The organism is Bacteroidetes bacterium GWF2_43_63 (genome assembly GCA_001769275.1).
Taxonomy (GTDB): Bacteria; Bacteroidota; Bacteroidia; order Bacteroidales; family DTU049; genus GWF2-43-63.
The window spans coordinates 39,637-60,419 of record MEOQ01000041.1 but is presented as its reverse complement, the minus strand read 5'-3'; the positions used below and the strand labels follow the sequence as shown (position 1 = coordinate 60,419).

General features: G+C 43.5%; 16 protein-coding genes. 15 read left to right on the top strand and 1 reads right to left on the bottom strand.

Going from position 1 to position 20,783, the window contains the following annotated elements; all coding sequences use genetic code 11:
- Positions 1-362 precede the first annotated feature (362 nt).
- Entirely contained in the window at positions 363-3,716 is a 3,354-nt protein-coding gene (locus A2W93_15520; protein OFY53428.1) for a hypothetical protein, read from the bottom strand.
- Positions 3,717-3,940: 224 nt separating this feature from the next.
- Between A2W93_15520 and glyA the strand changes: the two genes are divergently transcribed.
- The 15 genes from glyA (at position 3,941) to A2W93_15445 (ending at position 20,757) form a co-directional block, all read left to right on the top strand.
- A complete protein-coding gene (gene glyA / locus A2W93_15515) occupies positions 3,941-5,221 on the top strand; it encodes a serine hydroxymethyltransferase (protein OFY53427.1) in 1,281 nt (426 codons plus the stop codon).
- A 52-nt stretch (positions 5,222-5,273) separates the two neighbouring features.
- On the top strand, positions 5,274-5,768 hold the full coding sequence (locus tag A2W93_15510) for a hypothetical protein (protein OFY53426.1): 495 nt from the start codon (positions 5,274-5,276) through the stop codon (positions 5,766-5,768).
- Positions 5,749-7,821, top strand: a complete 2,073-nt coding sequence (locus tag A2W93_15505; protein OFY53425.1) for a polyphosphate kinase 1 — start codon at positions 5,749-5,751, stop codon at positions 7,819-7,821. Before A2W93_15510 ends, A2W93_15505 begins: the two co-directional genes overlap by 20 nt.
- Entirely contained in the window at positions 7,818-8,696 is an 879-nt protein-coding gene (locus tag A2W93_15500) for a hypothetical protein (protein ID OFY53424.1), read from the top strand. The genes A2W93_15505 and A2W93_15500 overlap by 4 nt, the downstream gene beginning before the upstream one ends.
- 406 nt (positions 8,697-9,102) lie before the next feature.
- Positions 9,103-9,945, top strand: coding sequence for an antirepressor (locus A2W93_15495; GenBank protein ID OFY53451.1), 843 nt, complete (start codon positions 9,103-9,105; stop codon positions 9,943-9,945).
- A 145-nt stretch (positions 9,946-10,090) separates the two neighbouring features.
- The gene (locus A2W93_15490) at positions 10,091-11,284 is read left to right on the top strand and encodes an aminotransferase class III (protein ID OFY53423.1); all 1,194 of its coding nucleotides are present in this window, start codon (positions 10,091-10,093) and stop codon (positions 11,282-11,284) included.
- Positions 11,285-11,286: 2 nt separating this feature from the next.
- A complete protein-coding gene (locus A2W93_15485; protein OFY53422.1) occupies positions 11,287-11,766 on the top strand; it encodes a tRNA-specific adenosine deaminase in 480 nt (159 codons plus the stop codon).
- 83 nt (positions 11,767-11,849) lie between these two features.
- Entirely contained in the window at positions 11,850-12,749 is a 900-nt protein-coding gene (cysM, locus tag A2W93_15480; GenBank protein ID OFY53450.1) for a cysteine synthase B, read from the top strand.
- A gap of 139 nt (positions 12,750-12,888) precedes the next feature.
- Complete coding sequence (locus tag A2W93_15475) at positions 12,889-13,230, top strand: hypothetical protein (GenBank protein ID OFY53421.1); 342 nt, start codon at positions 12,889-12,891, stop codon at positions 13,228-13,230.
- A gap of 91 nt (positions 13,231-13,321) precedes the next feature.
- Positions 13,322-14,101 carry a chromosome partitioning protein ParA gene (locus tag A2W93_15470; GenBank protein ID OFY53420.1) on the top strand — a complete coding sequence of 260 codons (780 nt, stop codon included), beginning with the start codon at positions 13,322-13,324 and terminating at the stop codon, positions 14,099-14,101.
- 34 nt (positions 14,102-14,135) lie between these two features.
- A complete protein-coding gene (locus A2W93_15465; GenBank protein ID OFY53419.1) occupies positions 14,136-15,005 on the top strand; it encodes a hypothetical protein in 870 nt (289 codons plus the stop codon).
- A gap of 2 nt (positions 15,006-15,007) precedes the next feature.
- Positions 15,008-15,553: a hypothetical protein gene (locus A2W93_15460; protein ID OFY53418.1), complete on the top strand. Its 546-nt coding sequence runs from the start codon at positions 15,008-15,010 to the stop codon at positions 15,551-15,553.
- Positions 15,550-16,278 carry a 4-hydroxy-tetrahydrodipicolinate reductase gene (locus A2W93_15455; protein OFY53417.1) on the top strand — a complete coding sequence of 243 codons (729 nt, stop codon included), beginning with the start codon at positions 15,550-15,552 and terminating at the stop codon, positions 16,276-16,278. Before A2W93_15460 ends, A2W93_15455 begins: the two co-directional genes overlap by 4 nt.
- A gap of 207 nt (positions 16,279-16,485) precedes the next feature.
- Positions 16,486-17,910: a hypothetical protein gene (locus A2W93_15450; GenBank protein OFY53449.1), complete on the top strand. Its 1,425-nt coding sequence runs from the start codon at positions 16,486-16,488 to the stop codon at positions 17,908-17,910.
- Positions 17,911-18,396: 486 nt separating this feature from the next.
- The gene (locus A2W93_15445; protein OFY53416.1) at positions 18,397-20,757 is read left to right on the top strand and encodes an ATP-dependent DNA helicase; all 2,361 of its coding nucleotides are present in this window, start codon (positions 18,397-18,399) and stop codon (positions 20,755-20,757) included.
- Positions 20,758-20,783 lie beyond the last annotated feature (26 nt).

The window sequence follows — 20,783 nt, the reverse complement described above, 5'->3', positions numbered from 1 at the left end:
GATTATTCTACTGAGTATTTCTCAAAACAACTGTATTGTTACGACATTCCACCGTTCTGGCTGGTTAAAAATCCCTCGAAGGGTTCAAAACCCTTCGAGGGATGCTGTTCAGCCGGAACATGGAACCGTCGTAACAATGGCAAAAACAACGGTTCCATGTCCTTCAGCTCCTGCGTCGCTTTCGGACGGTGGAATGTTGTTTTTGTTGCTGAAGACTATTTGAAACAGCCTCAAACAAATATCTATAAGGGACTATGCCGAACGGAAAGCACCCAACATTTTTAGTTTTTGAATTTCGAAAACAACAATAAAAAAAAGCTTCCCGGAAGGCCGGGAAGCTTTTTTAAAATGAAAAAGTCAGATTATCGGATAATCACAACAGGTTTTGTTTCAACAGCGCCGTCTTTCATGCGGATGTTGATGTAGTACAAACCATTTGAAAGAACCGAAGTCTCGATAATGACAGAGTCGTTTCCGTCAGCTTCACGGCTCATGACAAGCATGCCCATGTTGCTGTACACTTCGATGCGATCGGCCGATGAAACACCGGTAAGGTTGATTACATCGCTGGCCGGGTTCGGGAAAATCTGAATATTCGAATTTTCGATTTCAGAAATTGATGTTGTGGTGTCAAGCATCAATGGGAACTGATAAGTCAGAGCCATTACATTGCTTGCCAAATCACTGATTCCAGTAACTTCAAGAACATAGTTCTGTGCGTTAACAAGAGGAGTTGAAAGAGTCAGTGTAACTACTGTACTGCTTGTCAAAACAGCTGTAGAAACAGTTCCAAGTCCTGTGTAATTACCAGTTGTCTGTGCAGAAGCAAGATCCAATGCTTCATTGAAAGTAACAACAGCTGTTGTCAGGTTGGTCAAACTTGCACTGAGTGCAACCGGAGGAACAGTGTCAGCGGTTGCTGAACATCCTTCACCTGGATCGGCATATACATCGTGTGTGTTTACAGTGCCAAAAAAGATTGTTCCTAAGCCCCAGTTACTGCCAACATTGTTGTCAAGTGTGGGATCGCAAAGTGAAAGGCTGTATCCGCCTTCGTCAGCAAGAGTTGGCCATGGAGCCACATCATCATAAGTAACAGTATCAACAAGTAATCCTGTTGGACTTAAGAGAACAATGGTCGCGCCACCGTTGCCAATTCCACCTGTGCTGCCTTGTAAGAATGTAACTCCGTAGAAGTTACTGGCTGCAGTTGCGTTTGACGACACAAGAGCATATTCACCCGGAGCAATTACCAGCGATGAAGGGAAGGTAAAAGTACTTGCGCCATAATTCAGGACATAATTCAGCAGATCAACTGAAACTACATCGTTGTTATAGATTTCAATAAATTCGGTGCTGTCAGTTCCGCTTTCAGCGGGGTTGTACATAATTTCAGTAATAACCAGTGCTTTTGGAATTGTTACTGTATCAATGAACAGAACAAACATCTGCTGGGCAGCCATAGCGTTACCTGCAGTGTCTTCTACATTTTGAATATAGAGTGTGTCGGAAACACCATTTATCAGGTTGGTTGACAGAGCAAGTGTTACAGTGTCCATTGTAGCATTCAGTGTTGCAGAGCCAATGCCAGCAAGTCCGGTGTAGTTGGCTACAGTTTCAGCGGTAACATTATCCATAACTTCGCTGAATTTCACTTTCACAACGGCATGTGTTTCAGGCCATGCATTGATAACTGTTGGAGGAATAATGTCAGCAATTGAGAATATCAATCGGAAGGACTGAGTAGTAGCCATTACATTTCCGGCTGTATCTTCAATGCCTGCGATGTGAATTGTATCTGCCACATTGTCGAGCAGCGGAGTTGAAAGTGTCAGAGTTACCGTATCCATTGTTGCATTAAGTGAAGCTGCACCGATTCCGGCAAGTCCCGTGTAATTTGCAATTGTTTCAGCGGTAATATTATCAACAACTTCATTGAAAACTACTTTCACCGTATTCAGATTAGTTGCAAATGCAGTATCCACCACCGGCGGAGTATTGTCAACAGGGACAACGCAACCCTGGCCTGGATCAGCGTATACATCGTGTGTGTTTATTGTCGAGAAAAATACTGTACCTAAGCTCCAGCTGCTTCCAGCATTGTTATCAAGTGAAGGATCACAAAGTGAAAGACTGTATCCACCTTCGTCAGCTGCTGTTGGCCATGGTGCCACATCATCATACATCACGCTGTCAACCACAATTCCGGAACCATTGAGTATCTTAACGGTAGCTCCATTGTTCCCGATGCCGAAAGTGCTACCCTGATAAAAGGACACTCCGTAAAAGTTCGACGCTACTACAGCTTTGGGAGCAATAAGAAACCGATCCCCTGGATTCACAACGTTTGATGTCGTGATAGTGTGCGTTGAAGTACCGTAAGTGATTGTATAATTCATCAGGTTAACGGCGGTTGAACCGTTGTTGAGAATTTCAATGAATTCAGTGCTATCAGTACCGCTTTCAGCAGGATTGTACATGATTTCTGTAATTACCAGATTGGCGACAGTTGTCGATGTATCCATGAAAAGCACAAACTGTTGCATTGCAGCCATTGCATTTCCTGCAGTATCTTCTACATTTTGGACGTAGAGGGTATCTGCAATACCGCTAACCAAATTTATTGACAGTGCAAGTGTAACTGTATCGAGCGTTGCATTCAGTGTTGCAGAGCCAATTCCGGCAAGACCGGTGTAGTTGGCAACTGTTTCAGCTGTCACATTGTCCATGGCTTCGCTGAATTTTACTTTTACAGTTGCAAGGTTTGCAGGCCAGGCACTGATAGCGGTTGGAGGTGTTACATCGAGTGTTCCGAACACAACCTGAAAACAAGGATTGCTGATCATAACATTTCCGGTAACGTCTGCCACATTGGCAATGCAAATGGTATCTGCGACACCAAACGTAAGCGGCGTGGCAAGTACAATATGCACGCTGTCGAGCCCTGTAGTACGGGTTGCACTTGTTATTGTGCCAACACCGGTGTAATTTGTAGTCACTTCAGCTGAAGCTCCAACAGGTTCGGAAAAGCGCACCCAGATGTCTGTTAATGATGTTGCATTTGCTCCAAGTACTGTCGGAGGAACAATATCTGTAGCAGAAGTTGAAGTAGCATTAATCGTGATATTATCAACACGATTATTACCTGTTGAAGAAGTTGCACCGTCAAAAATTATGCGTATATACACATTGGCGGCTTCGTCAAGTACGTCAAATGCAGAAAGATCTATAGTCTTCAGCACAAACGTTGTTGTAAGTCCGCTAATGGTATCGCAACGCGTGAAAGTCACTCCATCAGTGCTGTATTCGATGAACTGATTCTGGAAACCCGTTGATGTGTTGCGGGCTGCATACGTAATTATTGGATTTTCATACCCGGTGGTACTGAAGCGTATCACAGCCCCTTTGCCGTTTGCAGTTGTGTTGATTGGACACAAAGAAAGGGTTGCGAGTGGCGTTGTACGTCCATCGTTAACGGTGGATCCACCAAAAGCAGACAATTCACCCCCTGTTGCGGTGTTGAAAAGAGACGAACCGTTGGTTCCATCCAGGTAAATTGTGGCTGAACCATCCTGAGATCCTGAATCAGCAGGAATGACCACATCAGTGTTTGGCGCTACTAAAAGTGTGTCGAAATGCCACGAACACAACAAATCCTGTGATCGCGCAGCGAACGAAGTAAACAGGATTAAAAAAATCAATTGTAGTTTTTTCATATTCAAATTTCTTTAAGCTAGCAAATATAAGAATTAAATTTGGCTTTAGACCTGTAAAATTTCAACATTAATCATAAAATATCCATCGAAATCTGAATTTGCTTTTCATTTGTTGTTGCTATATTGCATTTTATTGAAAGAAAACATGAATACGTATAAAGTGAATAAAATGCCCGAAAGAAATAATTTATACCTTTGAATCCTGAAACAAATTAATTTAGGAAATGAAACACGATAAACAGATTTTCGACCTGATAGAGCAGGAAAAAGACCGCCAGATGCACGGGATTGAACTTATTGCATCAGAAAATTTTGTCAGCGAACAGGTCCTGCAGGCCATGGGCTCGGTACTGACAAACAAGTATGCCGAAGGATATCCTGGCAAACGTTATTACGGAGGTTGTCAGATTGTTGATCAAACTGAACAACTGGCCATCGACCGCGCATGCAAACTTTTCGGAGCTGAATTTGCCAACGTGCAGCCTCACAGCGGTGCGCAGGCCAATGCCGCCGTATTTTTCGCATGTCTTAAACCTGGCGACACTTTTATGGGACTTGATCTTTCGCATGGCGGCCACCTTTCGCACGGCTCTCCGGTGAACCTTTCAGGAATTAATTACAAGCCGGTTGCCTATCATGTAAAAGAAGAAACCGGACAAGTGGATTATGACGAAATGGCTGTATTAGCCAAGGAGTGCAAGCCAAAACTTATTGTTGCCGGAGCTTCGGCCTACAGCCGCGACTGGGATTACAAACGTATGCGCGAAATCGCTGATTCGGTGGGCGCATTGCTCATGGCAGACATCGCACATCCTGCGGGATTAATTGCAGCCGGATTGCTCAACAATCCTGTTGAATATTGTCACATTATCACCACCACCACTCACAAAACCCTGCGTGGACCGCGCGGTGGAATGATTCTGGTCGGTAGAGATTTTGACAATCCATGGGGAATTACAACGCCAAAGGGTGTTGTGAAAAAAATGTCGGAAATGATCAACAGTGCTGTTTTCCCCGGACAACAAGGCGGACCACTCGAGCATGTGATTGCTGCCAAAGCAGTTGCCTTTGGCGAAGCACTGGAGCCGGAATTCAAGGTGTACATGCAACAGGTCAGAAAAAATGCAGCTGCCCTGGCCGATGCTTTTATCAAAAAAGGATATCACATCATCAGCGATGGAACTGACAATCATTTGATGCTGATTGACCTTCGTCAGAAATTTCCGGAACTCACCGGCAAAAAAGCTGAAAATACGCTTGTACTGGCCGATATCACCATCAATAAAAACATGGTGCCCTTCGACTCACGCAGCCCGTTCCTGACATCAGGAATCCGCGTGGGAACACCGGCCATTACTACCCGTGGACTGAAAGAAAATCACATGACACTGATTGTTGATTTAATTGACAAAGTACTCTCTAACCCCGACGATGAAACAGTTATTGCGGATGTGAGAAAGCAGGTGAATGCCATGATGAAGGATTTTCCGCTGTTTGCCTGGTAATTATTTTCATTGATTTTTTTTGCAGAATATGAACAGTAAGACATTATTAATAATGCGTCATGGGAAAGCTGATGGACTGATTGGTGGCCGAAAGGACATTGAAAGGCCATTAACCGATCTGGGTCGCAGACGCACCGGAATAATTGCAAATGAACTGAAGAAAAAGAAGGTTCTGCCGCAGTTTATAATTTCGAGTCCGGCTGCGCGTGCGTTGGAGACAGCGCAGCATATGGCTGCACTGCTGGAACTCGATAGCAAAAGCATGGGTATTAATGATGATCTTTATTTCAAAACGGTAAACGATTATTTCGATGCACTCTATGCTTTACCTGATGAGTATAACAATATAATGATTGTTGGGCACAATCCGCTGATAACGCAGTTTGCGAATTTTTTTCTTTCACAGAAAATCGTCGATATGCCAACCAGCGGATTGATTGCCTTACAGAGCGAAGCGCGCACCTGGCCTGAGTTTGTGATTGCTTTTAAAAAAGCGTTATTCTATCTCATTCCCAAAAACCTTGAGAATGAAAAAACAAAACCATAGTGTTCCTGCTGTTTATGTAAACCGCGAACTGAGCTGGCTTGATTTCAATGATCGGGTGCTGCAGGAAGCTGAATGCGTTGAGACCCCAATTCTTGAACGTATAAAATTTTTGGGGATCTTTTCCAACAATCAGGATGAATTCTTTCGGGTTAGGGTGGCAACGCTGAAACGCATTGTCAAGTTCAGACGAAAATCGGAATATGAGTACAGTCATTACTTTAGTCCGCAAAGCATTCTTGCAGAAATCAATCAGCGGATTCTTGGTCAGCAGAAACGACTTGCACAGGTTTATAATCATCTTGTGAAAGAGCTTGCCCACGAAGGAGTGCATCTCATCAACGAAAAAGAAGTAAAGCATGCAGAACATAAAAGTTTTGTAAAGTATTACTTCAACAATGTTTTGCGCACCTATGTTTTTCCCATAATCATGAAGAGCTTCAAAGCCGAAAGCATGCTTCGTGATAAGTCCATTTATCTGGCCGTTTCAATGCGCAATTCCGCCCGCAATGCAGCCCCCGAGTATGCATTGCTGGAAGTCCCATCCGAACAGCTTTCGCGGTTTGTTGTTCTTCCGGAAAAAAATGGTGAGCAGTTCGTGATGTTCATTGATGATATTATCCGCTATTGCATGGCTGATATTTTCAAAAGTTTCGATTACGATGAATTCAATGCTTACACCATCAAATTCACCCGGGATGCGGAACTTGAGATGGACAGCGATATTTCCAAAAGCTTTCTTGAAATTATTTCAGACAGTCTGAAGCAACGCAAAACCGGTAATCCGGTAAGGTTCGTGGTAGACAGAGATATGCCCGAAGTCATGTTGGATTTCTTTTTCGCCAAAATTGGTCTCACACGCGATGATACGCTGGTTTCGAGCGGACGTTATCACAATTTCAAGGATCTCATGAATTTCCCTTTTCTCGGGAAAGAGCAATTGATTTTCAAAGAGCGCGAACCGGTATTACATGCGCGTCTGGAGTTAGCCAGGAGTATATTTGACGAAGTGAAAAAGAAGGATATTCTTCTTTCATTTCCTCAACATCCGTTTAAATACATTATTGATTTCCTTCGGGAGGCCTCGATTGATCCTGCTGTTCGCAGTATCAAGATGACGATTTACCGCATCGGAAAAAACTCAAACGTGATCAATGCACTCATCAATGCTGCACGCAACGGAAAAAATGTAACTGTTTTCATGGAGCTGCAGGCGCGTTTTGATGAAGAAACCAATATTTACTGGAGCACCAAACTGCAGGAAGAAGGTGTTCGTGTTATTCACAGTATACCTGGTCTAAAGGTACACACCAAGCTCATTTCGGTGAAACGCACCGAAGGGAAAAAGTCGGTGTATTACACAAATGTTGGCACCGGTAATTTTAATGAGTACACCGCATCTCTTTATTGCGATGTCAGCATTATGACAGCAGATCAAACAATAGGCATTGAAACAGCGCAAGTATTCGAAATGTTTGAAGCCAGTTATCGATCTTTTTCTTTTAAGCATCTGGTTGTTTCGCCAATGGAAATGCGACCTTTTGTCGAAGGCATGATTGATAAGCTTACAGAATCCGCACTGCGTGGCGAAGAAGCATATGCTGCTATAAAACTGAACAATATTGTTGATAAGGATATTGCTGACAGAATCTATGCTGCAGCGCGTGCCGGAGTGAAATTTGATATTATTTGCCGCAGTGCATGCGTGTTGCAACCCATTAACGAAAACCTGAGAATCATCAGTATTGTAGGTCGCAATCTTGAACACAGCCGCATCATTTATTTTCGTTGCGGACAATGGGAGCGGGTTTACATCACTTCGGCCGACTGGATGAAACGCAACATGGACCGTAGGATTGAAGTTCTATGTCCTGTTCTCGATAACGATGCTGCTGATCTGCTCAAAAACATATTGTCCATTCATATCAAAGACAATGAAAAAGCACGTTTTGTGAATGGTAAAAAAAACAACACCTACGTTAGAAATAATGATACACCTTTTGATTCACAGGATGAAGTTTATAAACTGATTAAATCTGGTGATTTTGAAATATGAGATATGCTGCGATTGATATTGGCTCAAATGCGGTAAAATGCATGGTCGGTACTGTGATCGATAATGGATATCCTGTTGTTATAAAAGAAATGTATGCGCGTGTGCCTGTGCGGCTTGGCACCGATGTGTTTCAGTCGGGATCAATCTCTGCGGAGTCCGAAATCAAACTGCTTAATTCGCTCGAAGCTTTTATTCTGCTGATGAAATCGTGGAATGTTGACGGTGCTGTTATTGCCGCAACATCTGCTATGCGCGATGCATCGAATGGTCAGGACATTTTAAGAAGCATTGAAAGAAAAACAAATCTGAAAACCTGGATCATTAAAGGTAAGGTCGAAGCTGCACTTATAACTGATCTGTTTGCCGGACTTGGTAAAAATGAAGTACAGAAAATCATGATCGATCTTGGGGGCGGCAGCACGGAAGTGACTTTTGCAAATCCTGACGGGAAGCGGAAATCAAAGAGTTTTCAGATTGGAGCCGTTCGCTCATTGCTGCATGAAGTAAGCAGAGTGGAGCTGAGAAAAATGCTTGATTTTATAGAAGATTCCATCGATCCGTTTGGACACCTCATCATTGCTTCGGGTGGTAGTATCAATGCCTTGAAATCGCATTTCGGTCTGGCGGAGCCTTTGTATCTGACTTTTCAAGAGTTGCAGAAAGCGTACGACCAATTACATCCGCTATCTGTAAGCGAGCGCGTAGAGCGCTTTCTCATTCATCCCGACCGCGCCGATGTGATTGTCCCTGCAGCAGAAGTATTTCTGAAAATCATGAAATTCGCCAATGCGCAAAAACTCATGGTTCCCAAAGCCGGCCTGGCCGATGCACTCATTCTGATGCAGCATCAGGGCAGAACACCGGAGCAGTATTAGTACGGCGCACAATGCCTAGTGCTTATAGAGCCGAAGGTATCAAAGAAAGCTGCGCAGCTCCATCCGATACTCCTCCGCCTCCGGAGTTTACTCCGCTGGAAGCGGAGGAGTAAACTCCGGAGTTATATAATAATAGCTTTGGGCCCCGCCGGGCGGGATAAACTCCGCCCCAGGGACAAGGTGTGCGACGTGTCACGTTTTACGTTAAGCACCTTTGAGTCGGATGGTCACGCGTTATAGTCGCGCAGCCATGTTCGCAGCTTTTTTGCAACAGGAAATTATAAATGATCAGCATTTTTTATTCCGGCATCAAATTTATTTTCATAGTTTTGGATAACAAACATGTTGCATTTGTAAATTGAATTTTTTCTGGCTTACGCAAAACAAATATGCAAAACAAGTAGTTATGAAAAATGATAAGTCATTGGTTGTTTTTGAAAACAAGAAAGTCAGGCGTTATTATGATGAAGAAACCGAAGTTTGGTTTTTTTCGGTTGTTGACATTATTGAAGCTTTGACTGATTCTGTCAATCCAACCGATTATCTAAAGAAGTTAAGAAAACGTGATCCAGAACTCGGATCCTACCTGGGGACAAATTGTCCCCAGATAGAAATGCTCACAAATGGCAAAAAGCGTAAAACTCTAGCTGGCAATGTAAAGGACATTTTTAGAATTATCCAATCTATCCCTTCTCCCAAAGCGGAACCCTTTAAGCAATGGCTGGCTAAGGTTGGCTACGAAAGAGTTCAGGAAATAAATGATCCTTCGTTGAGCATGGACAGAGCCAGGGAAAACTGGCAGAAGATGGGTCGAAGTGAAAAGTGGATTCAACAGCGCATGACAGGGCAGGAAACCCTAAATAAACTCACTGATTATTGGAAAAACGCAGGTGTAAAAGTACAGGATGAATTTGCCCTGCTTACCAACATCATTCATAAAGAATGGACAGACTTAACCGTTAAGCAGCATAAGCAACTGAAAGGCTTGAAGTCTCAAAACTTGCGGGATCACATGAGCGAAGCTGAATTGATTTTTACTGCTCTGGCTGAATTATCGACTCGACAAATTGCTGACAGCGAAAAAGCCAAAGGATTAATCGAAAATGCAAAAGTCAGTAGAAAAGGCGGAGCAGTGGCAAAAAATGCGCGAAAAGAATTAGAATCAAAAACCGGCAAATCGGTCATCACCGGTGAAAACTTTTTGCCCCCTGCGAAAGAGAAAAAGAAATTGCCTCCCAAAAAGAAATAAGCAGGTTTACATTATGTAAACAAAGCATATTATTGATGAAGGAATCATTAAACGAGAAAAATCAACGCAGTACTACCTGTCTGATGTCGACCTTGAGCTATTTGCTGCACAATACGCGTTGAATTTTTTCAATTATCTTTGTAATATGAACTCGTCTCGCGATTTGTTTTTCCGACATGTGGCGCAAACATCGCCTGAACCGCTGGCACTCGAAATTGTGTCGGCGAAAGATTGTTCATTGTTTGCAGCCGACGGCCGAGAATATCTCGATTTTATTTCCGGAATTTCAGTGAGCAATCTTGGTCACAACCATCCGGAAATAAATGCGGCGGTGATTGAGCAAGTCAATAAGCATTCGCATCTGCTGGTGTATGGCGAATTTATTCAGAGTGCTCAAACCGGGCTGGCAGAAATGCTTTGCAGTTTATTGCCGGATTCGCTGAACAATGTCTATTTTGTGAACAGCGGAGCTGAAGCCATTGATGGCGCCATGAAACTCGCTAAGCGCAGCACCGGACGATTCGAAATTTTATCGTGTCGCAATGCCTATCATGGCAGTTCGACCGGTCCGCTTAGCATTATGGGAAGCGAAGAATACAAAAACGCTTTTCGTCCATTGTTGCCTGGAACCGGGTTGATCAAATTTAATTGTGTTGAAGATATTAAACACATCACAGACAAAACGGCGGCAGTAGTCATCGAACCCTTCCAGGCCGAAGCAGGGGTGCGGGTTCCCGACAAAAACTATTTCACAGAATTGCGCAAACGATGCAATGAAACCGGAACGTTGCTTATTCTCGACGAAGTTCAGACTGGCTTTGGACGCACCGGAAAAATGTTTGCCATGGAGCATTTCGGGTTTGTTCCCGACATTCTGGTTCTTGCAAAAGCGTTGGGTGGGGGATTTCCGCTTGGCGCCTTCATTGCAAACGAATCGCTGATGAAAAACCTGACCCATCATCCGGTGCTGGGACACATTACTACCTTCGGTGGCCATCCGGTTTCGTGCGCGGCAGCTTTGGCTTCGCTGAAAGTGATGGTGCGCGGGAAATATTATGAACAGGTTCCGGAAAAGGAAAAATTATTTCGAAACTTGCTCTCAGATTTACCCGGACTTGTGGAATTCAGATCGGCCGGATTGCTCATGGCAGCTGAGTTTGAATCGTTTGAAATGAATCAGAAAATCATAAAAGCACTGCTCGAAAATGGTGTGCTGACCGACTGGTTTCTGTTTTCACCACAAAGCATGCGACTGGCTCCACCACTTATTATCAGCAATGAGCAGATCGAAGTGGGCTGTGCAAAAATAATTCAGATTGTAAAATCAATTCATCAATAATCATGGAAAATAAAAATGACAGATATTTTCTGCAGATGGCAGTTGATCTTGCCGCAGAGAATGTACGCAGCGGAAGAGGGGGGCCCTTCGGAGCTGTCATTGTGAAAGATGGTGAAGTCCTGGCAACCGGGGTAAACCTGGTCACAAGCAGTAATGACCCAACGGCCCATGCCGAAGTAACAGCCATCCGGAATGCCACTTCGAAATTGAAAGACTTTCAATTGAAAGACTGCATTTTGTACAGCAGTTGCGAACCTTGCCCCATGTGCCTGGGAGCCATTTACTGGGCGCGCCCCGAACGGCTGGTATTTGCTACATCAAAGCATGACGCAGCCAGCGTTGGATTTGATGATGCATTTATTTACGAGGAACTGGAATTGAGCATTGAAGCCAGGCATCTTAAAACAGAGTATTGTCCCGAAGAAGCATTCAAACTACCTTTCCAACTCTGGAAAGAATCTGAAGGAAAGACGGAATACTGATTTAAAAACCAATCGCAATGATGTTTCCGATATTTCCCCAGGATGGGAAACGGTTATCTTATTGCCTGAAAACAAACAAAATGATTTGCGAAAATATTTTACAATCGATTGGAAACACGCCGCTGGTACTGATAAACAAGCTGAATCCGAATCCGGCAGTGCAGATTTTTGCCAAAGTAGAAGGAAATAATCCAACAGGAAGCATCAAAGATCGCATTGCTCTGAAGATGATTGAGCAGGCCGAAGCAGAAGGTCATTTGAAAAACGGGAGAATCATTATTGAGCCAACATCGGGCAACACGGGAATCGGTCTGGCCATGATTGCTTCAGTGAAGGGTTATCGGATCCAGATTGTTATGAGTGCCGCTGTATCACCTGAGCGCAGGAGCATGATTGCTGCTTTCGGAGGAGAAGTCATTCTTACGGATGCCAATGAGGGTACCGATGGCGCAATCCGCAAAGCTCGTGAAATGGTGTCTGCTGAACCCGACAAATATTTCATGCCTGATCAGTTCTCGAACCGTTACAATAAAATGGCGCATTACAAGACCACCAGCGAGGAAATCTGGAAACAGACCAATGGAAAGGTCGATTATCTCGTGTCGGCCATCGGAACATCGGGCACCATTATGGGCGTTGGAAAAGGACTGAAGGAAAACAATCCATCCATCCGCATTGTGTGTGCACATCCGGTAAAAGGTCATTACATCCAGGGATTGAAAAACATGGAAGAAGCCATTGTTCCGTCAATTTACAAGCCGGAGCTGATCGATGAAACCATAATGATTGAAACAGATGAGGCCTATGAAATGGCTCGCCGGATTGTAGCCGAAGAAGGTATTTTTGTCGGGATGAGCAGTGGTGCAGCTATGATAGCTGCTATTGAAACCGCCAGAAAAATCAAATGCGGAAAGATCGTGGTTATTTTTCCTGACCGTGGGGAGAAGTACCTGAGTACCGGCTTATTTGGTCCGATGAATTAAAACCAATAAAAGGCATTAAAACGTCATAAATCAATATTGTAGCATTCCATGTGTATTTTTTGCCGGTATGCCGTAAAATATTTTTGAAATAACAGAATTAATATTTAGTTTTGCGTTTACATTGGGTAATATTTTTTATATGGAAGAATTTGACAGAAAAGAAAGGGATGAAATTTACTCGAGACCTGTACGTGCCGGAAAGCGCACCTATTTTTTCGATGTAAAGGAAATGAAGAGTGGTGAAATGTACATCACCATCACAGAAAGCAAAAAACGCTTCAATGAGGAAAGTGGAAAGTTCTTTTACGAGAAGCACAAGATTTTTCTGTACAAAGAAGATTTCGACAAATTCGCCAAAGGGTTGGATGTGGTGGTGAACTTCATCCGCACGGGCGAAAAGGCTCCGGAAGAAGTTTTTCATGAGTTTGCCGACCAGCAGGAGTATAGCAGCGATCTGAATCAGGAACAATCTGATTTGTAGTTGTATTCACACATTTAGTTATTCCGCTCATTGAAAAGTGCGGAATAATTTGTATTTTTGACCGTTCAATTTTTAACCTCGTAGTTGTTTTATGGGAAAAGTTATTTCAATCGCCAATCAGAAGGGCGGTGTAGGGAAAACCACCAGTGCTATCAATGTAAGCGCCGGGCTGGCTGTGCTGGAGAATAAAGTTTTGCTCATCGATGCTGACCCGCAGGCAAATGCCACTTCGGGACTGGGCTTCGATCCAAAGAATATCAGAACCAGTATTTACGAATGCATTGTTGACAATGTAAATCCGGCCGATGCCATTTTGCATACAAAAACCCCGAATCTTGATATTCTTCCAGCTCATATCGATCTTGTCGGTGCTGAAATAGAAATGATCAACATGGAAAACCGCGAACGCATGATGCGTAAAGTGGTGCGCCAGTTGAAGGACCAGTACGATTTTATCATTATCGATTGCTCTCCATCGCTTGGACTTATCACTGTAAACTCGCTCACCGCATCCGATTCTGTATTGATTCCGGTGCAATGCGAATATTTTGCGCTCGAAGGCCTTGGTAAACTTTTGAATACAATAAAAATCGTACAGACCAGACTGAATCAGGAACTCGCCATAGAAGGAATTTTGCTCACGATGTATGACGTTCGCCTTCGCTTGTCGAATCAGGTGGTCGATGAAGTCCGAAATCATTTTAAAGAAATGGTTTTTGAAACAATCATTCCCCGGAATACCCGTCTTGGAGAGGCTCCATCGTTTGGCGAAAGCATAATCATGTTTGATGCGGAAAGCAAAGGTTCAATCAGTTATCTCAATCTTGCGCGCGAAATTCTGCAACGAAACAACATGCTGAAACCACAATAGTAATTTTCAAAATCAACGACTGAATTTCAATTTGATGAATACAAAAAAAAATGCATTGGGACGTGGACTGGGTGCTCTTCTTGAAGGTGCAAACGAAGAATCGTCTCATGGCGTATCCACTCCGGTAATAGCTTTCCCACTGATCGATATCGATGAGATTGAGGCAAATCCTTATCAACCCCGCGATCGTTTCGAGCAGGAAGCGCTGAAGGGATTGTCTGAATCTATCAAGCATCAGGGGCTTATTCAACCAATCACTGTACGCAAACTTAAAAACGGAAAATATCAGCTCATTTCAGGTGAACGCAGATTGCGCGCTTCGAAAATGGCCGGACTGAACCAGATTCCTGCATTTATCCGCGAAGCAGATGATGAAGCTGTACTGCAGATGGCACTGGTCGAAAATATTCAGCGCGAAAACCTCAATGCCATTGAAATCGCACTCACTTTCGACAAGCTCATGGAAGAGTATAAAATGACTCAGGAAATGCTGAGCGAGAAAGTCGGTAAAAAGCGCACTACGGTTGCCAATTACCTTCGTTTGCTGAAATTACCCATTGAAATTCAGGCTGGCATCCGCGATAATAAAATCACCATGGGCCACGCACGTTCACTCGTTGGACTTGATGATCAGGATAAAATGAGAACTGTTTTCGAACGCATAGTCAGTGAAGATTTGTCAGTTCGTCAGGTCGAGGATATCGTTCGCGGAATGGCTTCAATGCCTGAAAAGAAAACGGCAAGAAAAAAAGAGAAGGAAAATGCGCACGAAGCTTTGCAGAAAACCATTGCAGAAAAAATAGGATTGAAAGTCTTGGTGAAAGGTGGAGCTAAAGGCGGCACTCTCACCATTCATTTCAAGAATGAAGATGAGTTGAAAAAAATCGAAACAATTTTTCATTGACAATGAAAAGGATTGCTGCGACAATACTTCTGATTTTCGCATTCCTCAATATTGTCAAAGCTCAAAATATTGATGATACCACAGTTGTGGTGCATTCTCCTAAAAAAGCTACAATTATGTCTGCCTGCCTGCCCGGACTGGGACAGGCCTACAACAAAAAATACTGGAAAATTCCCATCCTTTATGCGGGCCTTGGTGGTGTTGGATATGCCATTGTGTGGAACAATAATAAATATCAGACATTTCGCGATGCGTACATTGCCCGCACCGACACCCTTGATGCAACCATCGATGCATTTCCGCGCTACTCAGCATCCAATCTGCTTGATCTGAGAAATTACTACCGGCATAATCTGGAATTATCAGTCATTATCATTGCGGCTGTATATGTACTGAACATTGTGGATGCATCTGTTGATGCGCATTTATACGATTTCGATATCAGCGACGACCTGAGTCTGCGCATACAGCCTTCGGTCTGGAGTGTTGGGCCAGGGACTTCCTCTTTCGGCGGCGGACTTTCATTAACCTTTAAATTGAAACCATGAAAATTTTCATTATTGGTTATGGGAAAATGGGTAAAATGATTGAGACGCTTGCAAAAGCAGAAAGACATGAAGTGGTGGCCGTTGTCGATGCAGGGCAGTTCTGGCCTCGTTTCACAGATGCTGATCGCCCCGATGTTGCCATTGAATTCACGCAGCCTGATAACGCAGCCGACAATCTGAAACATTGTATTGAGTGGGGAATTCCAGTTGTGTGCGGAACAACCGGATGGGATAAATACCGCGATGAAGTTAAAAAACTCTGTCTGCAGAAAAATGCTGCTGTAATGTTTGGCAGCAATTATAGTATTGGTGTGAACGTGTGGTTCAATGCGCTGAAAGTTGCTGCTGCGGGTTTGGCAATGTCATCCGGATATACGGTTATGATTGATGAAACACATCATGTGAATAAAAAGGACAAACCCAGTGGCACCGCCATTACTGCTGCAAACATTATACATGAGCGAATGCCTCAATATGATGGCTGGAGCCTGAAAAAGGAAGAAGGAAAAATTCACATCGACGCGCATCGGAGGCAGGATGTGACAGGAATTCATTCCGTACTTTTTTCTTCCGACATGGATGAAATTGAATTGGTGCACAGAGCCAGCAGCCGTGAAGGCTTCGCGAAAGGCGCATTGAAAGCTGCAGAGTGGCTTTGCGACAAAAAAGGATTTTTCGACTTTTCGCAGGTGTTCGAAGAAATATTTGCATCCGGCAATAAATAGAGTTTTAATCGTTATTTGTAAAAACTGAATCATATGGACTTGGTCATTCTTTTCACACTGGTATTTTTTCTGCTCACAGTTGTGAGTCTTGCATTTATTTTTCGCAAGGCAGGACAGTCGCCGTATCTGGCTTTCGTGCCGGTGTATAATGTGGTTATCTGGCTGCGGATTGTGAAGAAACCAATGTGGTGGCTCATTTTCACGCTCATGCCCTACATCAATGTATTTATGGTGATGCTGCTGATTGTCGAAACGCTCAAAGCATTCAACAAACACAGCATCGGGGCACAGATTCTATCAATCATGTTTCCATTTTTCTATTTGCCATATCTGGCTTTCAACAAAAAGCTTGTTTATATTCATCCGGATCAGCAGGAAAAAAGAAAGAAATCATTTTCGCGCGAATGGGTCGAAGCCATTGTTTTCGCAGTTATTGCAGCCACCGTTATCCGAATGTTTTTTATCGAAGCATATACAATCCCGACATCATCGATGGAAAAGTCGCTGTTGGTGGGCGATTTCCTCTTTGTTGACAAAATGACTTACGGATCGAGGCCGCCTATGACTCCTTTTTCGTTTCCATTTGTCCATCATACAATGCCCCTGACCAAGGAATCTAAAAGCTACATAAGCTGGATTCAACTCCCATACTATCGTTACCCTGCATTCAATAAAATAAAAAACAACGACGTGGTTGTTTTCAATTTCCCTGCCGGTGACACGGTGATGCTGAAAAACCAGGCCAAGACTTATTATGGAATGGTGATCGAACAGGCAGTTGGAATGGCTTTGGAAAGTGGAAAACAGATGCAAGATTATCCGCAATATATGGACATGGCTCGCCGTGCGGTTCTACAATGGTCTGAAATAACGGTACGCCCGGTTGATAAACGCGAAAACTACATCAAGCGCTGCATCGCAATACCAGGCGATGTTATTGAAATAAAGGGAAGGCAGTTGTACATTAATGGACAAGCCGCTGAAAACCCTGGAGATATGCAGTATAATTACAAATTCACTTTCAAGCCAGGCACACTCGCTCCACGTAAAAAACTCAATGAAATGGGAATTAGTCTCGATGACATCAAAGCATCGTCCGATTACGTGAGATATTCAAACATGCCGAGTAATGTGATGGTTCTGCCAATGACTTTTGAAATGCTGCGTGAATTCAACGCAAAATTCGGAACCATGCTTGACACTGTTCCTGAAGTTCTGAACGATACAGCGTGGGATCCGACCATCTTTCCACACAGCCCTGCATTCCCCTGGAACAGAGATTATTTCGGACCATTGCAGGTTCCTGCAAAAGGCCAGACTGTGAAAATCGATACAACCAATTATGTATTGTATTCTCGTATCATCAGTATTTATGAAGGCAATACGCTCGAAGTTAAAGGTGGAAAAATCTTTATTAATGGAAAAGTTTCCAACAGCTATACTTTCAAAATGGATTATTATTTCATGATGGGCGACAACCGGCATAACTCTGCCGACGGCCGCTACTGGGGCTTTGTTCCGGAAGATCACATTGTTGGTAAAGCTGCATTTGTCTGGCTTAGTCTTGATAAAGATCACTCTCTGACAACCGGAAAAATTCGCTGGAGAAAAATGCTGAGACTGGTGCACTGATGTGCTTCGCACATTAGTAGTGGAAAGTTAATAAAGTGGAAGGCATAAAAGAAAGCTCCGAAGTACCATAGGATGCGCTGAAGGCGCAAATTATGTTAGCCTTGGGCCAAAGGCCCCAGGGACAATGTGTGCGAAGCTCCTTTGAGATGGATGGTCATTAGTTTATAAAGTTTTTAAAGACGACGTTGGAGCATGCGGCACAACGCACAAGGCTCAACGCACAGAGGTCGCTTCACGTGAAACAGCTTGTCACGTTTCATGTGATGACAAAGTCGCGACGCAGAGAGGTTGACCTTCAAAGCTCCTTCTCAGAGCGGAAAGCCGACTTCAGATGGCTGTCAGCTATGATGTAACTTTGTAACGTTTGTAACGTCTGTAACGCGTAACGAATGTAACGACTAAGCTCCTTCTCAGAGCTGAAAGCTGGTAGCTGATAAAAGTATTTGATTATTTCAGTAATTCAGCGTAATTTTGCATTTATTCAATATGCCCCCATCATTTATAAATAATCTGAATGACGTACAGCGCGACGCAGTGACCTGTACCGAAGGCCCAGTAATGGTGCTTGCCGGTGCCGGATCAGGGAAAACGCGTGTCCTCACTTATCGCGTGGCTTATCTCATCCAGAGCGGCGTACAGCCCCACAATATTCTTGCGCTGACTTTTACAAATAAAGCAGCCCGCGAGATGAAAGAACGTATTTTTCAGCTGGTAGGCGGTGCAAAAGCTCATTCATTGTGGATGGGAACTTTCCACTCTATTTTCGCACGCATTCTGAAAATTGAAAGCGAAAAAATTGGTTATCCAAAAGATTTCACTATTTACGACACCGATGATTCGAAAAGTGTTGTGAAAGCCATTGTGCGCGAATTTCAACTTGATGATAAAGCCTACAATCCCGGCTATGTTCTCAACAGAATTTCTGCAGCCAAAATGAATCTGATAAATCCGGAGCAGTATAAAAACGATCCGGAAATTCAATATCAGGATAAAACGGCGAAAAAACCTCAGATTACTGAAATTTACAAAGAATATTGGAACCGCTGCAAACGTTCTGCAGCCATGGATTTCGACGATTTGCTTTTCAACACAAATCTGTTGATGCATCATTATCCTGAAGTGCTTAAAAAATATCAGGACCGGTTTGAATATATTCTTGTTGACGAGTATCAGGATACAAACTACGCTCAGTATCTTATATTGAAGCGTCTGGCTGCACTTCGCGAAAATATCTGCGTGGTGGGCGATGATGCACAGAGCATCTACGGCTTTCGTGGTGCCAATATTCAGAATATTCTCAACTTCAATAAAGATTATCCATCTGTTCACACCTTTAAGCTTGAGCAAAATTATCGCTCAACCAAAACCATCGTTGCTGCCGCCAATTCTGTGATTCAGAACAATCAATCACAGCTGCACAAAATGGTATGGACCGGAAATGATGAAGGAGAAATGATTTCGCTTTTAAAAGCATCCAACGATGTTGATGAAGCTTTGCTGATAGCCAATTCCATTTTCCACACCCGGATGACTTATCATCTTAAAAACAGCGATTTTGCCGTTCTATATCGCACCAATGCGCAATCGCGGGCTATGGAAGATGCCTTGCGTAAACTTAATATTCCTTACCGCGTTTATGGCGGAATGTCATTTTACAAACGCAAAGAAGTCAGAGATCTGATCGCATATTTTCGCATTGTGATCAACCCAAACGATAACGAGGCATTTTACCGCATTGTGAATTATCCGGCGAGAGGAATTGGAAATACTACGCTGCATAAGCTTTCGGTGCATGCAAGCGAGCAGGAAGTTCCGGTTTGGAATATTCTTCAGAACATCGATATTTATCATCACGATTTCAACGCTTCAACCATCAAGCGTTTGAAAGATTTTATGGAGCTGGTTCGTCACTATCAGCTTCAGCTCGACTCATCCACAGCCTGGGAACTCGCAACTAAAATTGCAACCGGCAGCGGATTGATCAAAGAATTATTCGAAGATCGCTCTCCGGAAGGCGTCACGAGATATCAGAATATCGAATCGGTTCTTAACGGAATCCGTAGTTTCGAAGATGAGTTTGAACAGGCCAATGACGGCGAAAAACCATCGCTGAGCGACTTTCTGCAAATGGTTTCGCTTCTCTCTACCGTTGATGAAGGTGAGGACAAGGACAACCCCGACCGGGTTTCGCTTATGACCGTGCATTCCGCCAAAGGACTTGAGTTTCCATATGTTTTTATTGCCGGCCTTGAGGAAAATTTATTTCCAAGTTCCATGTCGATGGGATCCAGAGCTGAAATAGAAGAAGAGCGCCGATTGTTTTATGTGGCTGTTACACGCGCCATGCAAAAACTGACGCTGAGTTATGCCGATACCAGACTGAAATGGGGTGAGCTGAATTTCTGCACTCCGAGCCGTTTTCTGGAGGAACTTGATTCATCGCTGCTGGATATTCCACAAAAGTTTTCGCCGGGAAACAAGCTGAAAGAGAATACTGAATTCAGCGTGAAATCGCAGAATACTACTCCCGGATATACATTCAGGGAGAAAACTCAAAAAGCATCCGGACATTCTTATAACAAAAAAGCACAGGATTCATCAAGCCCTGAATTCAAAAAGAAAGAAGTTCCACAACCGAAATCTGCTCCTGCTTTTAGCGACAGTGAGATTGCAGATGTTGAAGATATTATGGAAGGTATGCGGGTCGAGCACGCACGGTTTGGAGCCGGCACAGTGATTCTTATTGAAGGAATCGGTCAGAATAAAAAAGCCATGGTTGAATTTGATGCAGCCGGTCAAAAACAGCTTGTACTGCGGTTTGCGAGATTGAAGGCCGTCAAGAACTAAAACTAATCGACTCTTCATTGAATTGT